Annotated in this window: 19 protein-coding genes and 1 riboswitch; of the genes, 6 read left to right on the plus strand and 13 right to left on the minus strand. The window is 52.4% G+C overall.

Annotation, left to right across the window (positions count from 1 at the left end):
• The first annotated feature begins 192 nt into the window (after positions 1-192).
• A complete protein-coding gene (locus B0I18_RS06000; RefSeq protein WP_106521724.1) occupies positions 193-2,541 on the plus strand; it encodes an ATP-dependent helicase in 2,349 nt (782 codons plus the stop codon).
• Between the two features lie 102 nt (positions 2,542-2,643).
• Here the strand turns inward: B0I18_RS06000 and B0I18_RS06005 are convergent, their stop codons facing one another.
• Both B0I18_RS06005 and B0I18_RS06010 read right to left on the minus strand, forming a co-directional pair.
• Entirely contained in the window at positions 2,644-3,423 is a 780-nt protein-coding gene (locus B0I18_RS06005) for a T9SS type A sorting domain-containing protein (RefSeq protein WP_106521725.1), read from the minus strand.
• 138 nt (positions 3,424-3,561) lie between these two features.
• Positions 3,562-4,254: an alpha/beta fold hydrolase gene (locus B0I18_RS06010; protein ID WP_106521726.1), complete on the minus strand. Its 693-nt coding sequence runs from the start codon at positions 4,252-4,254 to the stop codon at positions 3,562-3,564.
• Positions 4,255-4,374: 120 nt separating this feature from the next.
• Here B0I18_RS06010 and B0I18_RS06015 point away from each other — a divergent pair, with 120 nt between their 5' ends.
• Positions 4,375-5,235, plus strand: coding sequence for an SPFH domain-containing protein (locus B0I18_RS06015; RefSeq protein ID WP_106521727.1), 861 nt, complete (start codon positions 4,375-4,377; stop codon positions 5,233-5,235).
• Between the two features lie 17 nt (positions 5,236-5,252).
• Positions 5,253-5,447: a type II toxin-antitoxin system antitoxin gene (locus tag B0I18_RS06020; protein WP_425444926.1), complete on the plus strand. Its 195-nt coding sequence runs from the start codon at positions 5,253-5,255 to the stop codon at positions 5,445-5,447.
• A 53-nt stretch (positions 5,448-5,500) separates the two neighbouring features.
• Here the strand turns inward: B0I18_RS06020 and B0I18_RS06025 are convergent, their stop codons facing one another.
• Positions 5,501-6,799, minus strand: a complete 1,299-nt coding sequence (locus tag B0I18_RS06025) for a cryptochrome/photolyase family protein (RefSeq protein ID WP_106521729.1) — start codon at positions 6,797-6,799, stop codon at positions 5,501-5,503.
• The gene (locus B0I18_RS06030; protein ID WP_106521730.1) at positions 6,796-7,608 is read right to left on the minus strand and encodes an aminotransferase class IV; all 813 of its coding nucleotides are present in this window, start codon (positions 7,606-7,608) and stop codon (positions 6,796-6,798) included. Before B0I18_RS06030 ends, B0I18_RS06025 begins: the two co-directional genes overlap by 4 nt.
• 98 nt (positions 7,609-7,706) lie before the next feature.
• Between B0I18_RS06030 and B0I18_RS06035 the strand changes: the two genes are divergently transcribed.
• Entirely contained in the window at positions 7,707-8,231 is a 525-nt protein-coding gene (locus B0I18_RS06035) for a hypothetical protein (protein WP_146146665.1), read from the plus strand.
• A gap of 59 nt (positions 8,232-8,290) precedes the next feature.
• Here B0I18_RS06035 and asnS read toward each other — a convergent pair whose 3' ends face one another.
• The 3 genes from asnS to B0I18_RS06050 form a co-directional block, all read right to left on the minus strand.
• On the minus strand, positions 8,291-9,724 hold the full coding sequence (gene asnS / locus B0I18_RS06040) for an asparagine--tRNA ligase (protein ID WP_106521732.1): 1,434 nt from the start codon (positions 9,722-9,724) through the stop codon (positions 8,291-8,293).
• A gap of 135 nt (positions 9,725-9,859) precedes the next feature.
• Positions 9,860-11,278: a CCA tRNA nucleotidyltransferase gene (locus B0I18_RS06045; RefSeq protein WP_245882055.1), complete on the minus strand. Its 1,419-nt coding sequence runs from the start codon at positions 11,276-11,278 to the stop codon at positions 9,860-9,862.
• Between the two features lie 94 nt (positions 11,279-11,372).
• Positions 11,373-13,127: a T9SS type B sorting domain-containing protein gene (locus B0I18_RS06050; RefSeq protein WP_106521733.1), complete on the minus strand. Its 1,755-nt coding sequence runs from the start codon at positions 13,125-13,127 to the stop codon at positions 11,373-11,375.
• A gap of 100 nt (positions 13,128-13,227) precedes the next feature.
• Positions 13,228-13,295: riboswitch (Fluoride riboswitch) on the plus strand.
• A 32-nt stretch (positions 13,296-13,327) separates the two neighbouring features.
• Here B0I18_RS06050 and B0I18_RS06055 point away from each other — a divergent pair.
• The gene (locus B0I18_RS06055; RefSeq protein ID WP_106521734.1) at positions 13,328-14,707 is read left to right on the plus strand and encodes a voltage-gated chloride channel family protein; all 1,380 of its coding nucleotides are present in this window, start codon (positions 13,328-13,330) and stop codon (positions 14,705-14,707) included.
• 6 nt (positions 14,708-14,713) lie between these two features.
• Here the strand turns inward: B0I18_RS06055 and B0I18_RS06060 are convergent, their stop codons facing one another.
• Positions 14,714-17,662 carry a PKD domain-containing protein gene (locus B0I18_RS06060; RefSeq protein ID WP_106521735.1) on the minus strand — a complete coding sequence of 983 codons (2,949 nt, stop codon included), beginning with the start codon at positions 17,660-17,662 and terminating at the stop codon, positions 14,714-14,716.
• 422 nt (positions 17,663-18,084) lie between these two features.
• Between B0I18_RS06060 and B0I18_RS06065 the strand changes: the two genes are divergently transcribed.
• Positions 18,085-18,348 (plus strand): class I lanthipeptide, encoded by a 264-nt coding sequence (locus B0I18_RS06065; protein WP_106521736.1) that lies wholly within the window; start codon positions 18,085-18,087, stop codon positions 18,346-18,348.
• Between the two features lie 58 nt (positions 18,349-18,406).
• Here B0I18_RS06065 and B0I18_RS06070 read toward each other — a convergent pair whose 3' ends face one another.
• From B0I18_RS06070 to B0I18_RS06090, 5 genes are all read right to left on the minus strand, one after another.
• Positions 18,407-18,883 carry a hypothetical protein gene (locus B0I18_RS06070; protein WP_146146666.1) on the minus strand — a complete coding sequence of 159 codons (477 nt, stop codon included), beginning with the start codon at positions 18,881-18,883 and terminating at the stop codon, positions 18,407-18,409.
• A gap of 174 nt (positions 18,884-19,057) precedes the next feature.
• Positions 19,058-21,253, minus strand: a complete 2,196-nt coding sequence (locus tag B0I18_RS06075; RefSeq protein WP_106521738.1) for a glutamine synthetase III family protein — start codon at positions 21,251-21,253, stop codon at positions 19,058-19,060.
• 157 nt (positions 21,254-21,410) lie between these two features.
• Positions 21,411-22,022 carry a 4'-phosphopantetheinyl transferase family protein gene (locus B0I18_RS06080; protein WP_106521739.1) on the minus strand — a complete coding sequence of 204 codons (612 nt, stop codon included), beginning with the start codon at positions 22,020-22,022 and terminating at the stop codon, positions 21,411-21,413.
• A 112-nt stretch (positions 22,023-22,134) separates the two neighbouring features.
• Entirely contained in the window at positions 22,135-22,608 is a 474-nt protein-coding gene (locus B0I18_RS06085; RefSeq protein ID WP_106521740.1) for a T9SS type A sorting domain-containing protein, read from the minus strand.
• Between the two features lie 44 nt (positions 22,609-22,652).
• Positions 22,653-23,078, minus strand: a complete 426-nt coding sequence (locus tag B0I18_RS06090) for a DUF4279 domain-containing protein (RefSeq protein WP_106521741.1) — start codon at positions 23,076-23,078, stop codon at positions 22,653-22,655.
• Positions 23,079-23,082: the final 4 nt, after the last annotated feature.

Raw genomic sequence — 23,082 nt, forward strand, 5'->3', positions numbered from 1 at the left:
ATTTTAAATGGATTTTAATCCGCGAAAAGTAGTGCTTTTCCACGGAATAGCCATAAGTGTAATTTAATTTTCCATAAAAAAGAAGGATTTGAAAAACGGGGAAAACAGCTGCAATCCCGCGTCGGTTGCAGGCTCCGGTTCCGCTCCGGGCCGGACCCTTTCCCTACCGAAAATCCTACGTAACTTCGCACCATGTCTGACTATTTAAAAGAACTGAACGAACGGCAAAGAGAAGCTGTTACCCATATCGATGGCCCGCTGATGATCGTAGCAGGAGCCGGAAGCGGAAAAACAAAAGTACTGACTACCCGTATCGCTCACCTGATGCGTAACGGTGTGGACGCATTTAATATCCTCGCGCTGACCTTTACCAATAAGGCGGCTGCCGAGATGAAAGAACGTATTGAAAAGATACTGGGTAATAACGAAGCCCGTAATTTATATATAGGTACCTTCCACTCCGTCTTCGCCCGTATTATGCGTGCCGAAGCCACGAAAATGGGCTATCCCAGCAACTTTACCATTTACGATTCGGACGATGCCAAAAGCCTGCTTAAAGGGATCATAAATGAAAATAACCTGGACGACAAGATGTATAAGCCGCAATACGTTGCCGGCCGCATCTCTGCCGCGAAGAACAACCTGATGACCCCGGCCCAGTACCAGCAGGATCATTTTATACAACAGGAAGACGCCCGCAGCGGCCGGCCGCTGATCGGGCAGCTCTATGCTCAATATGCCGCACGCTGTTTCAAGAACGGCGCTATGGACTTCGACGATCTGTTGTTCAAGATGTACCAGTTGCTGGTCAACTTTCCCGATGTACTGGCCAAGTACCAGCATAAGTTTAAATACGTGCTGATCGATGAGTACCAGGATACCAATATTGCCCAGTACCAGATCGTAAAACTGCTGGCTGCTGTGCACGAGAATATATGCGTGGTGGGCGACGATGCCCAGAGTATCTACTCCTTCCGTGGCGCTACCATCGAAAACATCCTGAAGTTCCAGAAAGACTACGAAGGCGCTAAAGTGGTAAAACTCGAACAGAATTACCGCAGTTCCCAAAACATCCTGAATGTGGCCAACAGGGTGATCGGGCTCAATAAAAACCAGATCCCTAAAAACCTCTGGACGGATAAACCCGAAGGGGAAAAGCTGAAATTGGTGCGTACGCTTACCGATAACGATGAAGGTAAATTCGTAGCCGATGCCATTGCAGAGCAAAAGCTGCGTAACCATTATAACAACCGTGACTTTGCCATCCTGTACCGTACCAATGCACAGAGCCGTGCCTTCGAGGAAAGCCTGCGCCGCATGAATATTGCTTACCGCATCTTTGGTGGCCTGTCGTTCTACCAGCGCAAGGAGATCAAGGATTTTATCGCTTACCTCCGGATCGTAGCTAACCCGCAGGATGAAGAAGCGCTGAAACGCATCATCAATTACCCGGTGCGGGGTATTGGTAAAACCAGCGTGGAGCGTATTATCATTGCCGCGAATGAAAGCGGTAAGACATTCTGGGAAGTGTTGCAGGAGCCGCAGCTCGCGGGCATGAAAGGCGCTGCAGCCGCGGCGATCGAAGCGTTTGTGGTGATGATGCGCAGCTTCCAGGCGATGCAGCAGAAAAACAATGCCTATGATGTGGCCTTTGCCGTAGGCAAGCATACCAATATGGTAAAAGAGCTGTACAATGATAAGACCGTGGAAGGCCTTGCCCGGTATGAGAACGTACAGGAATTGCTGAACTCGATTAAAGAATATACCGAAACGCCGAACGAAGATGGTGAAGTGGTAGAAGATAAAAGCCTGGGCGCTTACCTGCAGCAGATCACCCTGCTGACCGATGCGGATAAAAACAATGAAGAAGACCAGGACGTGGTGAAGCTGATGACCATTCACGCTGCAAAAGGACTGGAGTTCGATTGTGTATTTGCCGTAGGTCTTGAAGAAAATATTTTCCCATCGGCCATGAGCCTTTACGACCGGGAAGATCTTGAAGAAGAACGCCGCCTGTTCTATGTCGTGATTACCCGTGCCAGGGACCGCCTGTGGATCAGTTATGCCAATAGCCGTTACCGTTTTGGTTCGCTGGTGCAAAACGATCCGAGCCGCTTTATCGACGAGGTGCCGCCCGAGTATATGGACCGCAGCTTTGCAGGTATAGCTGGTGCAAAAGGTAGTGGTAGTGCCGCTTCTTCGCCGGGTGGTGCAGCACGCAGTTACGCGCCCAAGCAACAACCTGCCAAAAATACAACCACGGTCGCAGCAAGCGGAAACACAGACCTGAGCCGGATTGCAGCCCTTAATAAAGCCAAGGCTGCACAGCCGGTAGCGCATGTGCCTTCGGCTAACTTTGTAGCCAGCGACCCGGAACAGATGGAGCAGGGCATGCGGGTAGAGCATATGAAATTTGGTGTGGGTACCATTATTAAAATGGATGGCGGTGCGCATAACCGTATTGCTACGATTGATTTCGGAGCCGGTGTAGGCGAGAAGAAGATCATGCTGAACTATGCCAAACTGATGATCCTGAATTAGGTTGTAGTAATACCGTGTTTTACCGGTAAAGGATAATTTTTTATAAGCGCATAAAGAAGCGTGCCTGGTTATACCGGGCACGCTTCTTCGTTACAGTACGGATCAGAGTTGGGGTACGACGAACTTCAGGCGTTGATCGTAGCCGCCGGAAACCAGCTGTATGACGTACATGCCGGAAGCCATACCGGATACGGGCAGGGAGCCGTCGGCACGGATATTGCCGTTGCTGATAGTACGCCCCTGCATATCGGTGACCCGGTAAGCATAGTCGCGCCCCTGCTCGAGGTGGAATGGATAAAGCCGCCCGTTAAACACGCTGAGTTGTATCTGCGGTGCAAGCTGGATCGGCTGGATACTGGTCGGGGGGCGGTCTCCGGCCCTTATGCCCACACCTTCCGTAGTTTGGATACCCCATTCCTTTACGGTAAAGGAAGTGCCGCCGGTTGCAACGGTCATCTTCAGCCAGCCATAGGTCCAGTGGCCCGTCATCGTTTTGAAACGGAAGCCCAGGTACTTGTCGGCGGCATCGCTGCGCCAGTTGCCATTTCCACTTTCATTCAGCGATCCGTTGGCGCCCGTGGTTTCCGCCCAGGTTACCGAAGCGGTGCTGATATCGGCGCCTGCAGGTAGTTTAGCCGGGAAGCCGCCGGTCATCAGCATTTCGCCGAAACCGAAGCTTCCGTGTATCCGCAGGAAAACCGTATTGTTCATACTCCAGAAGATATGTAATTGTGCCGATGATGTTGGTGGCTGTAATACCCAGAAGGTAAGTGTGGGGCCGCCGCCAATGGTGCTGTCGGGAACAATGTCGTGGTAAGTGATCTGGGCCCTGCTGCCGAAGCCGAGCAAAATAAGGGCGCATAAAGCAAATAATCTTTTCATAGCCGGGTATGTCTTTTTTTTAATAGACGCGGCCCGGTATTGTGCTTCTTAGCGCTTGCTGCAATTATTTACGGCAATTTTGAAAAAAAATAAAAACGGGGAGCACAGCTCCCCGTTTCCAGGTAGTACTGTTTATAGTTAAGCAGGTAGTTGCCAAAAGTCGTACATAGCATCGAGTACCAGTTTGGGTGCGACGCGGTCCAGGGGGTGTTTGGTTCCGGGCAGTATGGCCAGTCGGCCTGCCTGTAGTTTGCGGTATACCTCCAGGCTTTCTTCTGCGGTTACCAGCACATCTTTATCGCCTACCATCACCTGTACCGGTATAGCCAGGCTGCTTAAGTTATCCTGTAATAAGGGGGCTTTGCCCAGGCGGGTCATCATATGGCAAAGCGCCGGCAGCAAAGGCTTCCAGTTGTCGTCACCATGCAGTTGGGCCAGTTGTTCGGCATACTTCGGCACTTTGGCGCTCAGTGTTTCGGCGTCCAGCATTTTACTTTCGGCAGCGGCGCCAGCTTCGGTCCAGGCAAATTTGGTACCCAGGGTCATGATCGAATTTACTTTGCCGGGGTGTTGCAGGGCATAATACAGCGCTGCATAACCGCCCATACTGAAACCGAAGATCGCTACATCATCCAACTGGTGTGCGGCACAGTAATCGGCAACCTGTTGTGCATTATCCTCCATAGTGATACCGCCTTCGGGCACCGGTGTATTGCCATGACCGGCAAAGAGCGGGGTATGCACCTTGAAGTGGCGGGAAAGCGGCTCCAGGTAAGGAGCAAAATGCTGGCTGTGGCCGAGTGCGCCATGCAGCAGGAGCAGGTTTTTCATGATTGCTTGGTTTAAAGGCCAAAAATAATCAATCCGGCTAAGGAAATAAATATTTGGAAAATTCGAACACTAATATTATTTTTGATATCAAAACAATATCATCGTAAAATCATTTCAACTATGGAAAAAATCGTTCGACCTCCTTCCGGATGGCTTATGCTGGTCGTAAGCCTTGGCCTGTTGGCCTTAGCGGGTTACTTATTCCTCAATGCCGGTCATGTGTTGAGCATCGCATTGGGTGTGGTTGCGGTTATCGCTTCCTTTATTATCATGTCGGGCTTTATGGCCATCGAACCCAACAGCAGCCGGGTGCTTACGCTCTTCGGCCACTATGTGGGTACGGCCAAGAGCAGCGGCTTTTGCTGGGTCAATCCTTTTTACACGAAGAAGAAAATCTCGCTGCGTGCCAACAACCTCGATACCAAACCGATCAAGGTAAACGACAAACAGGGTAACCCCATCATCATCGGTGCGGTAATCGTGTGGAAGGCCGAAGACACTTATAAGGCAGCTTTCGATGTAGACAACTATATCTCTTTTATCGTAACACAGAGCGAAGCCGCTATACGCAAGCTGGCAGGGCATTACAACTACGATCATTTTGAAGATGGCTCTGACGAGATCACCCTGCGCTCCAGCGCCGATGAGGTAAGCGAGCTCCTGGAGAAAGAGGTGGCAGACCGCCTGGCCATTGCGGGTATCAATGTGATCGAAGCCCGTATCTCGCACCTGGCTTATGCTGAAGAGATCGCCGGCGCTATGTTGCAACGGCAGCAGGCCACGGCCGTAGTTGCTGCACGCTCCAAGATCGTGGAAGGCGCTGTGGGTATGGTCGAGATGGCACTGGAACAACTCTCCGAAAAGTCGATCGTAGAACTGGACGAAGAGCGCAAAGCGCAAATGGTAAGCAACCTGATGCTGGTGCTTTGTGGCGATAAGGCGGCGCAGCCCGTGATTAACGCAGGAAGCATTTATCAATAGTTTTAAAACGCATGGCTGTGGAGAAGAAAAACTTTGTCTTAAGGCTGGATGAACAGATGTATGAAGCGCTTGCTGCCTGGGCGGGTGACGAGTTCCGGAGTATGAACGGGCAAATGGAGTGGCTGTTGCATAAAGCCCTTAAAGATGCCGGGCGGTTGCCCAAACCGCGGCAGGAGCCGCCTTCCGCCTCCGGGCCTAAGAAGAAAAAATAAAGAAACGGCTTCCGGTTATGGAAGCCGTTTCTATTTTGTTGCCGACCTGCGTATCAGGATTGCAATGCTTTTTTATACGTTTCCAGGCAGCGCTTGCGGGCCATATCATGATCGACCATAGGCGCCGGGTAGTCGAAGCTATCGAGCTCGGGTACCCAGGTGCGGATATAGACCAGCTTCGGGTCAAACTTTTCGGTCTGGCGCTGCGGGCTGAATACCCGGAAATAAGGAGCTGCATCACAGCCGCAGCCTGCGGCCCATTGCCAGTTGCCATTATTGGCGGCCAGATCGTAATCCAATAGTTTTTTTGCAAAATAAGCTTCGCCCCAACGCCAGTCGATCAGCAGGTGCTTGCAAAGAAAACTGGCGGTGATCATACGTACGCGGTTATGCATAAAGCCGGTGGTATTGAGTTCGCGCATACCGGCATCGACGATGGGATAACCGGTAGTACCGGTACACCAGCGTTCGAACTCTGCTTCCTGGTTGCGCCAGCGTATCTTATCGTATTCGGGTTTAAAAGACTGATGTACGACTTTAGGGAAATGCCAGAGGATAGCCTGGAAAAAATCGCGCCAGATCAGTTCGTTGAGAAAAGTTTCGTTGAGCTCGAGCGCCGTCTGTGCCAATTGACGGATACTGATGGTACCGAAGCGAAGGTGTACGCCCAGGTGTGTAGTACCCGGCAGCGAGGGTATATCGCGGGTACTGTCGTATTGCCGGATCAGGTTGCCGGGTACGGCGGCCGGCGGGAACGTATGCGCGGCCGGCGTAAACCCGAGCGCCTCCAGGCCAGGTACGGGCAAAGCTTTGTGCTGCAGAAAATTGTCCTGGTAACGTTTGTTGGGATAGGCCTTGAGTTGGAAAGGCGTCAGCAGCGACTTCCATTTCTTACTATAGGGGGTAAACACGGTATAGGGTGCGCCATTGTCTTTTACCACCTCTTTGCGCTCGAAGATAACCTGGTCCTTAAAGGTATTGAAGCCGATCTTCTGTTCGAGCAACATGGCTTTGATCGCGGCATCTCTTTTAAGGGCGTAGGGTTCGTAGTCGCGGTTGGTGTATACGGCGGCAATGTCAAAGTCCCGGAGTAGCTTGCTGAATGCGGCTTCGGGCGTGTCGTGGTATACGTATAGTGTGCTGCCCAGTGCAGTGAGTTGCTCCTGCAGGCTTCTTATAGCCTGGTGTATAAACTGTACGCGGGCATCGCTGCGGTCCTCGAGCTCTTCGAGGATATGGGTATCAAAAATAAATACGGGCAATACCGGGTGTCCCGATTTCAGGGCATGGTACAGCCCTGCATTGTCTTCAAGCCGTAAGTCCCGCCTGAACCAGAATACGGCTGTTTTCATAAAGTGTCGAATTGGGTAAAGATATTACGGGTAATGACCGATGGGTAGTCTTTGCCATTGAGCTGTGCTACGGGTTGTATGCCGCGTATGGCATTGCTCAGGAATATTTCCTGTGCATGCGCCAGGTCTTCGGGCCAGGTTTCGCGCTCCTGTATACGCAGCCCGGCCAGGGTTTCCGTTTGCAGCAACTTCTTGCGCATAATACCGGCAATACAACCGGAAGAGAGGGGAGGGGTATAAATACCGTCTGACGCGATCCAGAACAGGTTGCTGATCGAGCTCTCCACGATATATCCCGGGGGGCCTTTAACCAGGATATCGTCCCAGCCCTGTTGTGCCGCTTCCTGCGTCGCTATGGTATAGTTGAGGCGGGAGGTAGTTTTGAGGTTGGCGATGCTGTCGGGGCTTTTTACCACCCGCTTGCCTATGCCGGTCTGTAAGCCTTTTTCCTGCCATGATACCCGGGCCGGATCAAGCGGCAGGCATTCCAGCAGGAAGTGCAGGGTATCACCAGCGGCAGCAGGAAATACCTGCAGGCGGATCATGAGATCGCCGGCGCCGGCATTACTGGTTACCAGCCGGTCTATCTCTTGCTGCAACTGTTGGCTGTTCAGTGGAAAGCCGGGCCAGCCAAGTATGGCGAGACTGCCGGCAAGGCGTTCCATGTGGTCGTTGAAAAAACGCACCTGGCCTCCGCGCCAGCGCATGGTCTCGATCAGGCCTTCGCCAAAGCGGAACGCCCGGTTGCCGGTCCCGAATAAAGTTTCGGTAGCAGGATAAAGCTCGTTATTGTAAATTAAAAAAGACATAGCTGATCATTGAACCTCTTACACAAAGATATTGTTTACCAGGCATGCCATCTGCTAAACATTCCTTATCACCCGGCGATGGCTGCAAAATGATCCCTATGCATCGCTATAAATCTTTTTATTGTTGTATTGCGCTGCTGGCGCTCCTGTTGGCCCGGCCGGTTTATGCGCAGGAATCCGGCTTCCAGTTTCCAGCCAAGCTGGGCCTGGGTATGTCGCGCAACTTCCTGCTGGATGCGGGCCTCGTGGCCTTCAGTTATATTCCCAAGGCCAATAGCCCCCGGTATTACGATGCCCTGCTCGATGTGGAAGTGCTGATCGGCAGGCATACCATGGTTATGCCTAAATTGGAGTTGAATGCGGGCATACTGCCGGTAGGCGGCGATGGGTTGTTCGTGATCAATGCCGGGGCGGAAACCGGCCTGCTCACCGATTTTAAACAAGCCGGCTGGGTGTTCAGTCCTAAGGTGGGCGTATCGATAGGGCAGGGTTTGTTTCGCTTGTATTACCTGCGCAATATTTTGCTGAACGACCCGGTACTGCCGGGTTTCGGCAGGAATAGCGTGGTCCTGGAAATCAATATTGCCAGCCTGCAGGGCCGCCGTATGAAAGTAATGCCTTAACACAGGTACATAAAAAAACGGAGCCCCTGAAGGCTCCGTTTCCTGTATGATAACAAGGATTAAAAATCTGCATTCTTCGGGGTACGCGGGAAGGGGATCACGTCGCGGATATTGCTCATGCCCGATACGAACAGCACCATACGTTCGAAGCCAAGCCCGAAACCCGCATGGGGCGCGGAACCGAAACGGCGGCTGTCGAGGTACCAGTACATTTCCTCTTGGGGGATATGCATCTCTTCCATACGTTGCACCAGTTTATCCATACGCTCTTCCCGCTGCGAGCCACCTACGATCTCGCCGATACCCGGCGCCAGTATATCCATAGCGGCCACGGTTTTGCCATCATCATTCAGGCGCATGTAGAACGATTTGATGTCTTTAGGATAATCGGTAACGATCACCGGTTTCTTAAAGTGTTTCTCTACCAGGAAGCGTTCATGCTCGCTCTGCAGGTCGGTGCCCCATTGGATATCGTACTGGAATTGCTTCTTCTTATAAGGCTTGGATTGCAGCAGGATGTCGATCGCTTCGGTATAGGTAATGCGTTCGAACTTGTTGTTCAGTACAAACTCCAGCTTTTCGATCAGGCCCATTTCGCTGCGTTCTGCAGCCGGTTTCGATTTTTCTTCTTCCACCAGGCGCTGCGCGAGGAATTCCAGGTCGTCGCGGTTGTTGTCCAGCGCATAACGGATCACGTACTGGATAAACTCTTCGGCCAGGTCCATATTGTCTTTCAGGTCGAAGAAGGCGACCTCGGGTTCTACCATCCAGAACTCGGCCAGGTGCCGCGCTGTGTTTGAATTTTCGGCGCGGAAGGTAGGGCCGAAGGTATAGATCTCACCCAGGGCCATTGCTCCCAGTTCGCCTTCCAGCTGACCGCTTACGGTCAGGTTGGTGGCACGGCCAAAGAAGTCTTCTTTATAATCGATCTGTCCGTCTTCGGTGCGTGGCGGGTTATCGAAAGGCAGGGTTGTTACCTTAAACATTTCGCCGGCGCCTTCCGCATCGGAGGCAGTAATTACCGGGGTGTGCAGGTATACAAATCCTTTTTCGTTATAGAACTTATGAATGGCGAAGGCCAGGCTGTGGCGCAGGCGGAACACTGCGCTGAAGGTATTGGTACGGAAACGCAGGTGGGCGATTTCGCGCAGGTACTCCAGCGAAGGTTTGTTCTTCAGTTGCAGCGGGTATTCTTCCGGGTTGCATTCGCCCAGCAGGGTTACCTTTTCGGCTTTTACCTCTACGCGCTGACCCTTACCCAGCGAAGCTACCACGGTACCGTCTACCTGCAGGGAGGCGCCGGTTGTGATCTGCTTCAGCAGGCTTTCGTCGGTATGCTCAAAATCAATAACGACCTGCAGATTATTAATCGTAGAGCCATCATTGATTGCAATAAACTGGTTATTGCGGAAAGACCGCACCCAGCCTTTGATGGTTACGGCATAATCTGTTTGTTCGTTCAGCAGAATTGCTTTGATTTTTGTACGAGACATGTTTTTGAATGGTTTAAAAAAATAAGAGGCAGCGTAATGCTGCCTGTGTGTTGCAAAAATAAGGATTCCGGGATGAATCTGCGGATGTTAACCGGAAAATTATAATGCATTTCCCGGGAACAAAAAATCGCAGGTCTACACCGGCTGTATGCCCATGCCCGCCGCTATTTCCAGCATATACCGCTGTGCCGCTTCGTGCTCGTTGGGGATAATGCCGTCGAGTATCGCTTCCCGTATCGCGGTTTTGATGGTGCCTACATCGCGGGAGGGGGAGAGGCCGAAAGTGGCCATGATCTCTTCGCCCGATACCGGCGGCTGCCAGTTGCGGATCTGGTCTTTGGCTTCGACTTCCTTCAGCCGCTCCCGCACCATTTCGAAGTTCTCGAGGTAACGCACCACCTTCTCTTTGTTCTTGGAGGTAATGTCGGCTTCGCAAAGGGTCATCAGGTCGTCGATATCATCGCCGGCATCGAACAACAGGCGGCGTATGGCAGAGTCGGTAATATTGTCCTTGGTAAGTGAAACGGGCCTGTGGTGCAGCTCTACGATCTTTTTTACATACTGCATCCGGTCGTGCGCCGGCAGTTTTAGCTGGTTAAAGATCTTAGGCACCAGGCGGCCGCTGATCACTTCGTGTCCGTGGAAAGTCCAGCCATGGCCGGGTTCGAACTTTTTGGTAGGCGCCTTGCCTACATCATGCAGCAGGGCGGCCCAGCGCAGCCAGAGGTTGTCGGTATGGCGCGCAATATTATCCACCACCTGTATGGTATGGTAAAAGTTGTCTTTATGTCCTTTGTTGTCCACATACTCCGTACCGGCAAGCGCGGTAAGCTGGGGTATAATACGTGCCAGCAGGCCGCTCCGGAACAGGAGGTCGAGGCCGATTGACGGCCGGGCGCTCATCATGATCTTGTTCAGTTCGTCGGCAATGCGTTCGCGCGAAATGATGTCGATCCGGCTGGCCTGTTCTTTGATGCTTTCGAAACAGCTTACCTCGATATGGAACTGTAGCTGTGTGGCAAAACGTATGGCCCGCATCATCCGCAGCGGGTCGTCGCTAAAGGTTTGCGTGGGCGCCAGCGGTGTGCGGATAATCTTGTCCTGCAGGTCGAGCATACCCTCGAAGGGGTCGATCAGCGTGCCAAAGTTATCCTGGTTGAGGCTTATGGCCATGGCATTGATCGTGAAGTCGCGGCGGTTCTGGTCGTCTTCCAACGTGCCGGTACTTACTTCAGGTTTGCGCGATTCGCTGCGGTACGATTCTTTACGTGCCCCTACAAATTCGATTTCTATTTCGGGCAGCTTGATCTGGGCGGTGCCGAAGTTCTTGAAAAAGTTGACCCTGGGCCTGGGTTTGAAGTGGGTAGCCACCTCCTGTGCCAGGGCAATGCCATCGCCGATACATACCACATCGATATCTTTCGAGTTCCTGCCCAGTATTTTATCACGTACAAAACCGCCGATGACATAAGCGGGTAAACCAAGTTTATGAGCAGCAGCGGATAGTTTCTGGAACAGGCTTTCTTCGGCAGGAGTTAACAGTATATCGGGCACGGAATGAAAAATAATGAATATAAATGCCCGGCAAAGGTACGTGTTAACGGTTAATGATCCCCGCAGCAGCCATATTTTCTGCCCGCCGGCCCGGTTAGCGCAGCAGGCTGAAGTCGCCTTTATACTGCTGCTCTTCGCCCTTTGTGTTGCGGTAATGAATGGTGTAATAGTAAACACCCAGGTCGGCCGGTTGGCCCTTACAGTTGCCGTCCCAGCCTTTCATCAGGTCGTAGCTTTCGAAAACAGTCTCACCCCAGCGGTTGTAGATCCGCATCCTGTACCCGCCGCCCATACAGGTAAGGGGCAGCATGGGGCGGAAGATGTCGTTCAGGTTGTCCTGGTTAGGGCTGAAGGCATTGGGGACAAAGATCGTACAATTGCATTTTTCGGGTGGTTCAAAGCTTACGGAAAAAGTGTCGATACCGGTGGCATCGCTGCAGCTGCCCGTAGCTTTTACCCAATACACGCCGGGGGCGTTTATCTCTTTGTAGGATTGTGTGCTGCCGTCAGACCATTGATAGCTGTATTGGCTGCCGCGATAGGTAGGCCTGAGTACGAAAGGAGCCGAAAAGCAGAGCAAGGTATCGTGCTTGTAGTAATGTGTCGAGGCCGTGAACCGTTCGGCGGCAACCGAGGGAAACCAGAAACTGCCATACGTGTTGGGCAACAGTTGCACGCCCTGGGCATCGAAACCGGTAGCAGCACCGGCCAGGTCGGGTTTGTTGACCACGCCCAGGAAAGACTGGGCTGTATTGTAAAATATATACAGCCTGCCATCGGGGCCCCGGCGTATGTCGCAGTTTTGGCTGCCGAAGGGTACCGAGATCGAAGGGGTCTGGTAGAGCGCGTTATTCGTTTCGAAAATAAGGGAAGCGGAGGCAATGGGCAATGTGAGCGCAGGATTGCTGAAGTCGACGGGGTATTGCCACAGCATGATCTTCGGCACATTGACGGCAGCCGGGTAACCGAGGATATACAGGAATTTTTCGTTAGGCGAGAGGCATACCGAAGGGGTCGTGATGCCACCTCCCGGGTTGCGGAATTCGGAAAGATCCTGCAATTGCCAGGCATTGCTGACAACGCCGCTGCCCGGGTTGAAATCCATCATAATCAAGAGCCGGCCGCCGATCCAGCCGACAATCTTATTATGACGGTAGGCATAAATCAGGTCCATATTATGGAAAGGATAGGGGAAGCCTGCAAGGCTGACGGATGAGGTTACCGGCGGCGCTATGCCGGTTGCCGACAGGCGGTATGCCAGGAATTGCCCGGCGGTATTGGGCGCCCGGCGGTAGGCGATAAGCCAGTAACTGCAATCGCTTGCGGGCACCACCAGCATATCGGTATCGAGTTCGGTATTGACCAGTATATTGCTGAAGGCCGGATCGACGCCTCCCAGGCCGTTGTTCAACCGCATATCCACGATCGAATAGGTAAGTACGCCGCTGTAATAGGTGCCGAAGGGAGGTTCGCCCGATGAGGGGCTAAGTATAAACACATAATACCGGTTGGCATCGCCGGGTACGGGTACGATATTGGACGTGATCTTGCGGACAATATGTACCGGGGGCTGCCATACCGGATTTTGAGAACCCGGCATTACCTGCCCGTTGCGATCCTTGATATCGCGGCCATCGCAATAGAACAGCAGGTTGCCCGCCGGATCGGTCTGGCTCGACGAGGGCGAATAATGATTGTCGATAGGAAAAGTAACAGGCTGTGCCTGGCCGGATTTGAAATCCAGCCCTGCATTTTTGCCGAATACCCATACCGGTGGACCATCCTGGGCTTGGACGAGGCCGGTAAGGTGCAGCAAAACAAACAGGAATAGATGGCGGGCGGTTTTCATGTATACAAAGACTGCCGGTCCGGCGGAAAACGTTTGGTACCTGTTGCAGGATAATATTTATATAATGCGGATATTTTAAGGGCGTATTCCATTATCTTTGCAGGGTAAAGGTGATGGTGTTCCACCTGTTATAAACCGCCGCCTACGGCTGATGACGCCTGCTGAACCTACCGGGACTCCCGGTGTATCCATATGCAGGTATGAAAAAAATAAATGCTCCCTTAGAACATCTTTCCATTATTGCCCATTTACTGCGCTGGACCTTAATTGCCTTGCCCGTTGCTTTATGTACCGGTTCGGTGGTTGCCGTATTCCTGTTATTGCTCGACCAGGTAACGGCCTGGCGGTATGCACAGCCCTGGTTGTTATATCTCCTGCCGCTTACCGGCGTATTGATCGTTTTGCTGTACCGTTATGCCGGTAAAAATACAGAAGCCGGTAATAACCTCATCCTCGAAGAAATACACGAGCCCGGCGGTGGCGTACCGCTGCGTATGGCGCCCCTCGTGCTTTTTACCACCTTGCTTACTCATCTTACCGGTGGCTCGGCCGGCCGCGAGGGTACGGCTGTACAGATCGGCGGGAGTATGGCCGGCTGGCTTGCGCGCAAGCTGCGGTTGCCCCGGCAGGATGTACGGATTATTTTACTGACCGGTATTGCGGCAGGGTTCGGTGCGGTATTCGGTACCCCGCTGGCCGGCACCCTGTTTGCACTCGAAGTGGTGTATGTAGGCCGGCTCAATTATAAAGCGCTATTGCCCTGTCTCATTGCCGCGCTGCTGGCCGATGTGGTCTGCAGGGCCTGGGGCGTGCATCATACGGTCTATACCCTTGCTGATCATGCGGCGCTTATCGACAGCGGTTCTTTCCTGCACTTCAATATGCTCCTGCTGGGCAAGGTGATTATTGCCGGTACTTGTTTCGGATTGGTGAGCCGTTTTTTTTCGGAAGCGGTGCACCTGGTCAAAGACTACAGCTTACGGTGGATCAAGGCCCCCCTGCTTATACCCGTATCGGGCGGGCTGCTGGTCATTGGCTTATCGTTACTGCCCGGTGGCGCCAGCTATCTGGGGCTGGGGGTATATAATCCCGACCCAGCCGCCGTTACGCTGGTGTCGGCCTTCCGGCCGGGCGGGGCGGCAATGTTCAGCTGGCTCTGGAAGATTGTGTTCACGGCCATCACCCTGGGTACGGGTTTTAAAGGTGGAGAGGTTACACCTTTGTTTTTTGTAGGCGCTACGCTGGGTTATAGCCTGGGTGTGGTGCTGGGCGTCCCGGTCGACCTGATGGCTGCCCTGGGATTTGTTGCTGTTTTTGCGGGAGCGGCCAATACGCCGGTAGCTTGTGTGCTGATGGGCGCCGAGCTCTTCGGCAGTGCGGGTATCCTGTACTTCGGCGTTGCCTGTTTTACGGCTTACTATTTCAGTGGTAATACGGGTATCTATACCGCACAACGGCTCAGTCGCGACAAGACAGGCTCGGCGGGTTATCCCGGCGGCCGCAGTCTTAAAGATCTGCGTAAAGAACGCTTGGATGCCTTACGTAAATGGATAAAGGGTGCCACCCCGGACCAGGATTGACGCACATTACCGCAGCAGGGTTACATTGCCCTGGTAGTGCTCGCTCCGGCCATTGTTAAAGGTTACGTTGATCAGGTAAGGATATACCCCGGCCGGTTGCGCGGCCGAATTAAAGCGGCCGTCCCATCCGCGGCCATCCGGCTTTTCAGATTGGAACACTGCATTGCCCCAGCGGTTAAATACGGTCATCGAAAAGGCCGTTACTCCCGAAGCCATTAGTTGCCTGGGGAAGAAGAAGTCGTTAAGACCATCGCCATCGGGGGTAAAGGCATTGGGTATGTCCAGGTAGCAATCCCTGTGGATCACCGTCTCATCGCGGGTGGCACAGCCATCTGCATTTTCTACGCTCAGGCTGTAAATACCTTCGCCGGTTACTTTCAATACGGCGCTTGTATCGCCGGTGTTCCACAGGTAATGGTCGCCGGCATCGCGTTGCTGCCTGTTGGAAAGCAATAGCGGTGCGCTGTTGGGACAAATACTGGTGTCGGGACCGATATAAACATCCGGGAATGCAGCGACGGTAATATTTTCCTGTGCGGCGCGTTCTTTACATGCCCGGTAGCGGGCTATTGCCTTTATGGTAAAATTGCCGGCCTGGTCGTAGGCATGTAATGCCGGGTTGTTGCCCTGTGTATTGTTGTTGTCGCCAAAGTCCCAGTGGAGTTGTGTATTGCCCTGTAAGGTATAGTTGGCGGTGCAGGTAACAGATTCGCCGGTGCACAACCGTTGGCGGTCAAGGCCGATCGTGAGCGAGGGCAGGCTATCCACAACAAGGATATGATAGGCGGTATCGCTGCATTGCTGGCTGTCGGTTACGATCAGGGCTACCGTATAAGCGCCCGGCGCGGGGTAGCGGACTACCGGGTTAGGATCCGTAGTGCTGCTGCCATTGCCAAAGTTCCAGAGACAGGATACCGGCGGGTATTGCACGCTGGAACTGTTGCTGAGCCTGAGGGTATCGCCCTGGCAAAGCGTGTCCCGGCTCAGGGTCATGGCCGCGTCCAGTATCCAGGGTATTTCTTTTGCAGACCGTACTATAACGGGTAAGGTTACCGGTACCGCACATTGCCCTGCATCAGGTGTAAAGATATAACTGGCTGTTGCCAGGGTGTTGACGATTGCCGGGTTCCAGCTGCCACTGATGCCATTGATCGATACAACAGGCAGCGGCTTGGGTATAGCGCCCAGGCATACGAACATGGAATCGAACAGGGGCGTATCGGGCTCGATCACGGATACGCTCAGGGCGGCAAGCGGGCTTTCGACATCGTTAAGCGTCTGGCTTACGTACCAGGTGGTAGTGCCGGGCACCGCGGTCGAAGGGGTGGGCGGCGTAGTGCTGCCTGTACCGCCCGATGCGCTGGTATACCACCGCAGGTTTACACCGGCGGCGGTGAGCGGTAATGCTGTTGCAAACTGGCAATAGGTAAGGGAAGTAACTGCCGGTGGCAGGGTCGGCGTTACGATCAGGCACTGGTCGCTTACATTATTGACCAGGTTGGCCGATACGCCGTTTATATTACCGAAGCCATTGGTAAAGGCCACGGGGTTTGCGGCACAGGCCGGGTTAAGTTGCCCGGGTACATTGGTTATATGAACGGTCACGGTTGCGCTTTGCCCGGCGGCAAGCGACAAGCCCGATACGGTAATGATATTAGAACCGGATGTGGCCATAACGGCGCCCGTAGTGCTGCCGTTGATCACTGCGGCTGCCGGGCTGGCAACGATAAGTCCCGGCGGCAGGTTGTCGGTAAAGCCGATATTGTCGAGGTTGATGGCGCCGGCCTGGTTATTGGCGATGGTAAACGTACAGGTGGTGGTACCACCGGGCAGGATTACCTGCGGGTCGAAGGCCTTGGTAAGGATGGCTGCGGCAATATCTACCGAAATAGCGTAGGTGCCGCTACCGATAGCATCCGCACTGGTAAGGGTCTGTGTGAGTTTTACATCAATCGGGATATTACTGTTGGGCAGTATGCCTGAAGCATCCATAATATCGGCATCGAAATAATACGAGGACCAGTCGGCCACCGAAGGATCATTGGGACAGGTAAAGAAATAAGGGCTCCTGGCCATGTAATTGCCGCTCATGGCGGGCCCGCCGTCGGCGCTTACATTATTGCCGGCGCAAAAAGCGATACTGCTGTTCAGGATGTCTGAAGTAGAACCCGTAAGCGGATCGGCCAGGTAACTGGCAGCGCCGCCCGATCCGCCCAGAGATACATTATCGCCCCAGGAGGCGCCGTAATCGCCATAGCTGCCGGTAAGCCCTACTACAGCCTTTACAGGCCCGGTAACGGGGACCACTACATCGTTTATGGTAAGGTCTACGGGTATGCCCAGCGACAGGTAGGTATTATTGTCGGCTATGCTTACGCTCCGGTATTTGGAGGCAGGATTGGTATAGACTACGAACAGGCTCCAGCCATAACCGAAATTGGTGGATAGGGCCGGGCTGAAGTCGGCCACGGCATAACGCCCGGCGCCCGAAGGATTGCCTCCCGAACTCAGGGTCGATACATAACCATTTGCGGGAATGCGCCGCGTTACATCCAGTATGAATTGCTGGTACCCGGAAGAGCCGCCCGGGTTGCCGAGAAACTCGGGTGATGCGGTATTATAACTCTGGAACGTACCACCCGGTACTTTAAATCTTACTTCTGTAATCGGTGTCAAAGTCATGCCCTCTACATACAACAGGGCTTTGATGATTTTTGACCCCGGCGGTAAAACCAGGTCTGCCGCGCTCGAACGGTCCACGCCGGCCGCTGCTTCTGTATTCAGGAAATCGGTAAACACCTGGTTGTACCGGAAGGTATTGCCGGTCAGGGTAAAGCCGCCTTTTATATTGCCGCGGTAGCGTATATTCTGAGCCTGCAGCCTGCCGGCAGACAGGAGTGTTGTGCAGAACAGCAACAGGCAGTAATAGAAGTTTCTGGTAATAAATGCGGACATAGGATATATCGGTATAGAATGAAAATGGTCTTTCCCCGGCTTTTGCAGGCCGGGACGGTGCTGCCCCGGTATACTACCGCGGCATAACCGTTATGCTCAGTTCCATCAGGCAATGTGTATTCCTTGCTTTGTTGTTATTGCCTTTGCTATCCAATAATTGCTGCTGCTTGGTGTTGGTTGGTGCTACCTAATGAAATTACAAAATAGTAAAATAGTTAAAACTATCACATTATTTAACAATAATCGCCTAAGTCTCTTGCTTTTCTATGCTCCGGTTGCGCGGGTATAACTACAGCTAAGACGCCCCGGGCGGCGCCGACGTTGGTTGGGCGGGCTTTGTTTTTCGGACGGAGGACGGGGGGTGCTTTTAATAGCAAAGAAAAATTAAATGTATCTTCAGTCTTCATCCAAAACAATCCCCAATGAAAAAGAAGCCTATCGGATTACAACGCAAATTGTTCCTGGACAAGGAAACCATCGCAACGCTGAATGCAACCACGCAGGGCCGTATACGCGGCGGTAACCTGGTGCAGGCGCCGGTTAATGATTCGCTGGACTATCGCCGTTGCACCACTACCATCGAACAGTTCCGGTTGTCTATGGAAATCCAGTGTAACGAAACTGAAGTGCCGGCCCTTTGCCACACCCGGGTAAGTTATGATATCGTATGCCCTATAGGCGGCTAAGTAAAGCCTGGCCCCAGGGTCTAAAAAAGGATACCCCTACAGCGGTATCCTTTTTGCTTTACAGGATCTGCTGCACCTGTACTTTATGGGCATAGTCCTTCATGTCATCATTCATATAGCCCGGGATCACCAGCAGGGCGGGTGTTTGGTCGCCGGACCGTTCGTAGAGTTCGGTATACCGGTCCCCTTTTACAGAGGGGTCCCAGCCTTCGTCTAAAAAATGTTCGATGATCGTGGCTATAGTTCGCGGCTTGATTTCCATTAAGGTTTCGGTGCCCAAAAAGCCGTCTACGCAAAATCCGAAGCACTTTACCATAATCTTCGAAACCGGGTTTTCGTATCGTTCGATAGGAACGTTGAAGGTGATATCAGCTACTGCGCCCAGCCCGTATTTTGCAGCGGCGGCGGCATAAGCTTCCTGCAATATCCCGCTTTCCTTGCGCCAGTCGCTTACCTTCCTGAATTTGTTTACGCGCCACCGGTAGTCGCATCCGCGCACATGTATTTTTCTTGATCCTTTTTTTGTTATAGCCATGTGCTCCAAGAGGCTTTATGGGTCGCGGTTACGCCTAACCGGCTTCCCTGCCTGATATCAAAACAACGGATTTTTTTCGTAATCAGCCCGCTGTAAAATTTATTTGCGCTATAAAAAAATCCTTACTGGTGGTGAGACCGGTAAGGATTTTTGATTTTATTGAAAACGGGGAGATTAGCGGATAAACAGCAGTTCCCTGTATTTAGGCATTGGCCACAGTTTATCGTCGACGATCAGTTCCAGCTTGTCGGCGTGGTAACGGATCTTGTCGAACAGTACTTTTACATGATCGCAGTAAGCAAAAGCACGGTCGCGGGCATGTTCGATCTTGTTCGCTTTTTTACGTTCTTCGATCATCAGCTCTACGTTATCGTTGATCTCCTGGATATGACGGGATACTACTTCTACCAGGTTGAGCTGGGCTTTGTAGGAGGCGGGTTTCAGGCCGATCTCTTTCAGGCCGCGTACGTTTTCGATCAGGGTGTTCTGGTACTGGATCGCTGCAGGCAGTACGTGGTTGGTGCAGAGGTAACCCAGTATACGGGCTTCGATCTGTACTTTCTTTACGTATTCTTCCATCACGATCTCGTAACGGGCATGCAGTTCGCGCTCGGTATAGATGCCCATGTTTTTGAACAGGTTGATGGTGTCATCCTTGATCAGTACTTCGAGGGCTTCGGGTGTTGTTTTGAAATTGCTCAGGCCGCGTTTTTCGGCTTCCTGTGCCCAGGCATCGCTATAGTTGTCGCCTTCGAATAGGATATTACGGGAGTCTTTAATGTACTGGCGCAGCACCTGCAGGATAGCGATCTCTTTCTTCTCGCCTTTCTCGATCTTGGCATCAACCTCTACCTTGAATTTCTTCAGGGTGTCGGCCATAATGGTATTGAGCGTAGACATGGAAGAGGCACAGTTGGCAGAAGAGCCTACGGCGCGGAACTCGAATTTATTACCGGTAAAGGCAAACGGACTGGTACGGTTACGGTCGGTATTGTCCATCATCAGTTCCGGGATATGCTTGTGGATATCCAGTTTCAGGATCACTTCATCCTGCTCGGAGAACTTACCGTTTACCCTTTCTTCGATCTCGTCGAGTACGCTGGTGAGGTAAGTGCCGATAAATACAGACATGATCGCCGGCGGTGCTTCGTTGGCGCCCAGGCGGTGATCGTTGCTGGCCGATGCGATGGCTGCACGCAGCAGGTCGGCATGGTCGTGTACGGCTTTGATCGCGTTGACGAAGAAGGTCAGGAACAGGAGGTTGGTACGGGGTGTTTTGCCGGGTCCCAGCAGGTTTACGCCGGTGTCGGTAGCCAGGCTCCAGTTGTTGTGTTTGCCGCTGCCGTTTACACCTGCAAATGGCTTTTCGTGGAACAGTACTTTCAGCTTATGGCGTTTGGCAACCTTGTTCATCACATCCATCAGCAGGGTATTGTGGTCTACCGCGATGTTCACTTCTTCGAAGATAGGGGCGCACTCGAACTGTGCAGGCGCTACTTCGTTGTGGCGGGTACGCAGCGGGATGCCCAGCTTGTAGGATTCCTGTTCGTAGTCCTGCATAAAGGCAAATACGCGCTCAGGGATAGAACCGAAATAGTGGTCTTCCAATTGCTGGCCTTTGGCCGGTGTATGACCGATCAGGGTACGGCCGCACATAACCAGGTCGGGACGGGCATTGGCGATCGATTCGTCGATCACGAAGTATTCCTGTTCCCAGCCCAGGGTCGCCGTTACTTTCGATACGTTTTTATCGAAGTAATGACATACGTCCACGGCTGCTTTGTCGAGCACTTCGATCGATTTCAGCAGGGGGGCTTTGTAATCCAGCGATTCGCCGTTATAGGCGATAAATATAGTAGGGATGCAAAGGGTTTTGCCCTGTGCAGATTCGATAATAAAGGGAGGAGATGCAGGGTCCCAGGCTGTATAACCGCGGGCCTCGAAAGTAGCGCGGATACCACCGTTGGGGAAGCTCGATGCATCGGGCTCCTGCTGAATCAGGGCATCGCCGTCGAAAGTTTCGATGGCTGTACCGTCCGATTTCAGGGTAAAGAAGGAGTCATGTTTTTCGGCAGTAGTACCGGTAAGGGGTTGGAACCAGTGGGAGAAGTGGGTTGCGCCACGCTCTTCGGCCCAGGTCTTCATACCGGCAGCGATTTGCTCTGCTACCTTGCGCTCGATTTTAGTGCCACTCTGGATAGATTTGGTCAGGCTTTTGTAAGCCTCGTCGGTCAGGTATTGGCGCAATGCCGAACCGGTAAATACGTTAGAACCGAAAATGGCAGTTACTTTCTTGCCATTATAGCTGTTGATCTGCATTTTGCTATGCGATCCGACACTTTCAATAGACTCGAAACGGAATGAAGACATAAAAGATAGATTGAAAAGAAGAAATTTTTGCTGTTTGTATTAAAAAAAATAATAAAGTGGTTTTATTTTCTCTTTCAGATGCAAAAATGAGAGAATTTTTTCTAAAAATACAATATTAAATCAATAAATATATGATAGCGTGAATTTCGTTTGATACTTATTGTGTTACGGACCAGGCAAAATCTGTTTCAAGGCTGCCGTAAAGCCGTACCGGCATGGAAGGCAACTCGCGGGAGAACTGCATCGAAAGCTCTGCCTGTCCCGCATGGATGTCCATATGGGTAATGGGCATGTGCCGGATAAAGTCGACCGCCCCTTTCCCGTACCGTTTAAAAACCGCCTCCTTGGCCGCCCAGGCCAGGGTGATAAGCGCTGGTTCGTCGCCGCACATGGCCTGTTCGGCCGGCGACAGGAATTTATTTTGCAGGCGCAGGATCTTAGGCTGGATGACCTGTATGTCGATGCCCACTTCCTGTTGGGTATCGATGGCCACGGCCACATAGGGATAAGAATGGGAAATGGAGAAATGAAGCGGTGTGCCGGGCAGGAATGGTTTACCCAGGGGGCTTACCGCGATCTGGTCGATGGGGAAGCCCGGCCAGGAAAGCCCGAGCAAGTAACGGGTAGCCAGGTATTCCAGGCGCCGGATGGCCGACTTGCGATCGGAAACGAGGCCGGTATGACCGATGAAAAAATCTTCCGGTTCTTCTATTTTCCAGATCACGGCGCGGGTATGCCCGCCGTTCTGCCATTGGTTATAAATAGGCATGTTGCAAAGTTACAGCGAATCGGGGATATGCGGACACCTGCTGATGGCACTAAAAAAGCCCCCTGGTACCGGTAAAGGCGCCAGGGGGCTTGTAAGCAAATGCGGGTAAGGCTTACCGGGCTTGTCCGGCGCCGGTTTCTTTAACCACGCGTACCACGTCTTTCTGGTTGTCGCGGAAGAGGATCACGTAATACATACCATCCGCAAGTTTGGCCAGCGGAATTTCCGTAGTGGCCGTGGCGGCCTGTTTGCGGAAGTGTTCCCGGCCGCTCTGGTCCATCAGCACCACCGTGCATTTTTGCTGCAGCGATACGAAGTCGAGGTACAGGGTTACGAAATTGCCTGCTGGGTTAGGGTATACGCGGAACGTGCCGGCTTTACCCTCCTGCCCGGCCAGTGCCACGGGTGCGGCAAAGGCGTCGGATGGTGCATTACTATTATTGGATGCTGCGGGCCGGCAAGTCGGGCATATACGCTCCCTTTTTACCCGGTTGCCGTTCTCATCGTAAGATATTACGATCTTATTCTGTGCTTTTGCTATAAAGGCCAGTGCCGTCATCAGGCAACTGAGATACAGTGTTTTCATGTGTTTGTTTTTTTTGAAATACCTGGTTTTGGGTAGGGGAAACTTTATTCCTCATCCGAATCGGAGTAACAATAAAGGTCCAGGTCGAATTCAATATCCAGCTCCTTTAATAATTGGTTGTGCTGTTTGGTAAGGTGCACCTGCGGGGTGCTCTCTCCATTATCTGCATATACAAACAATGCGCAGGAAAACTCGCAATAGTATTGATCGCAGAGTGGCTTGAATACGTCTTTTTTTTCCGCCAGCAGTTCCGATAAGTAATTCATCTGCTGTTCGAATGGCGTATATTTATCGTAGGGAGTACCCAGGATCCAGCCGTTCTGCTTTGCGAGCGCTGTGAATTTCGGATTTTTCCTTTCTCCTTTAACATGGGTCAGCAGGGGAGTAACGCCGGTTTCCCGGGTTATGTCGTCCGGTGTACGGTCTTCAAAACCCCATATGCAAAACCTCAGGATAATTTCATTTTTCATGATT

Origin of the sequence: Taibaiella chishuiensis (genome assembly GCF_003014535.1) — a bacterium.
In the GTDB taxonomy this organism is placed as follows: Bacteria; Bacteroidota; Bacteroidia; order Chitinophagales; family Chitinophagaceae; genus Taibaiella; species Taibaiella chishuiensis.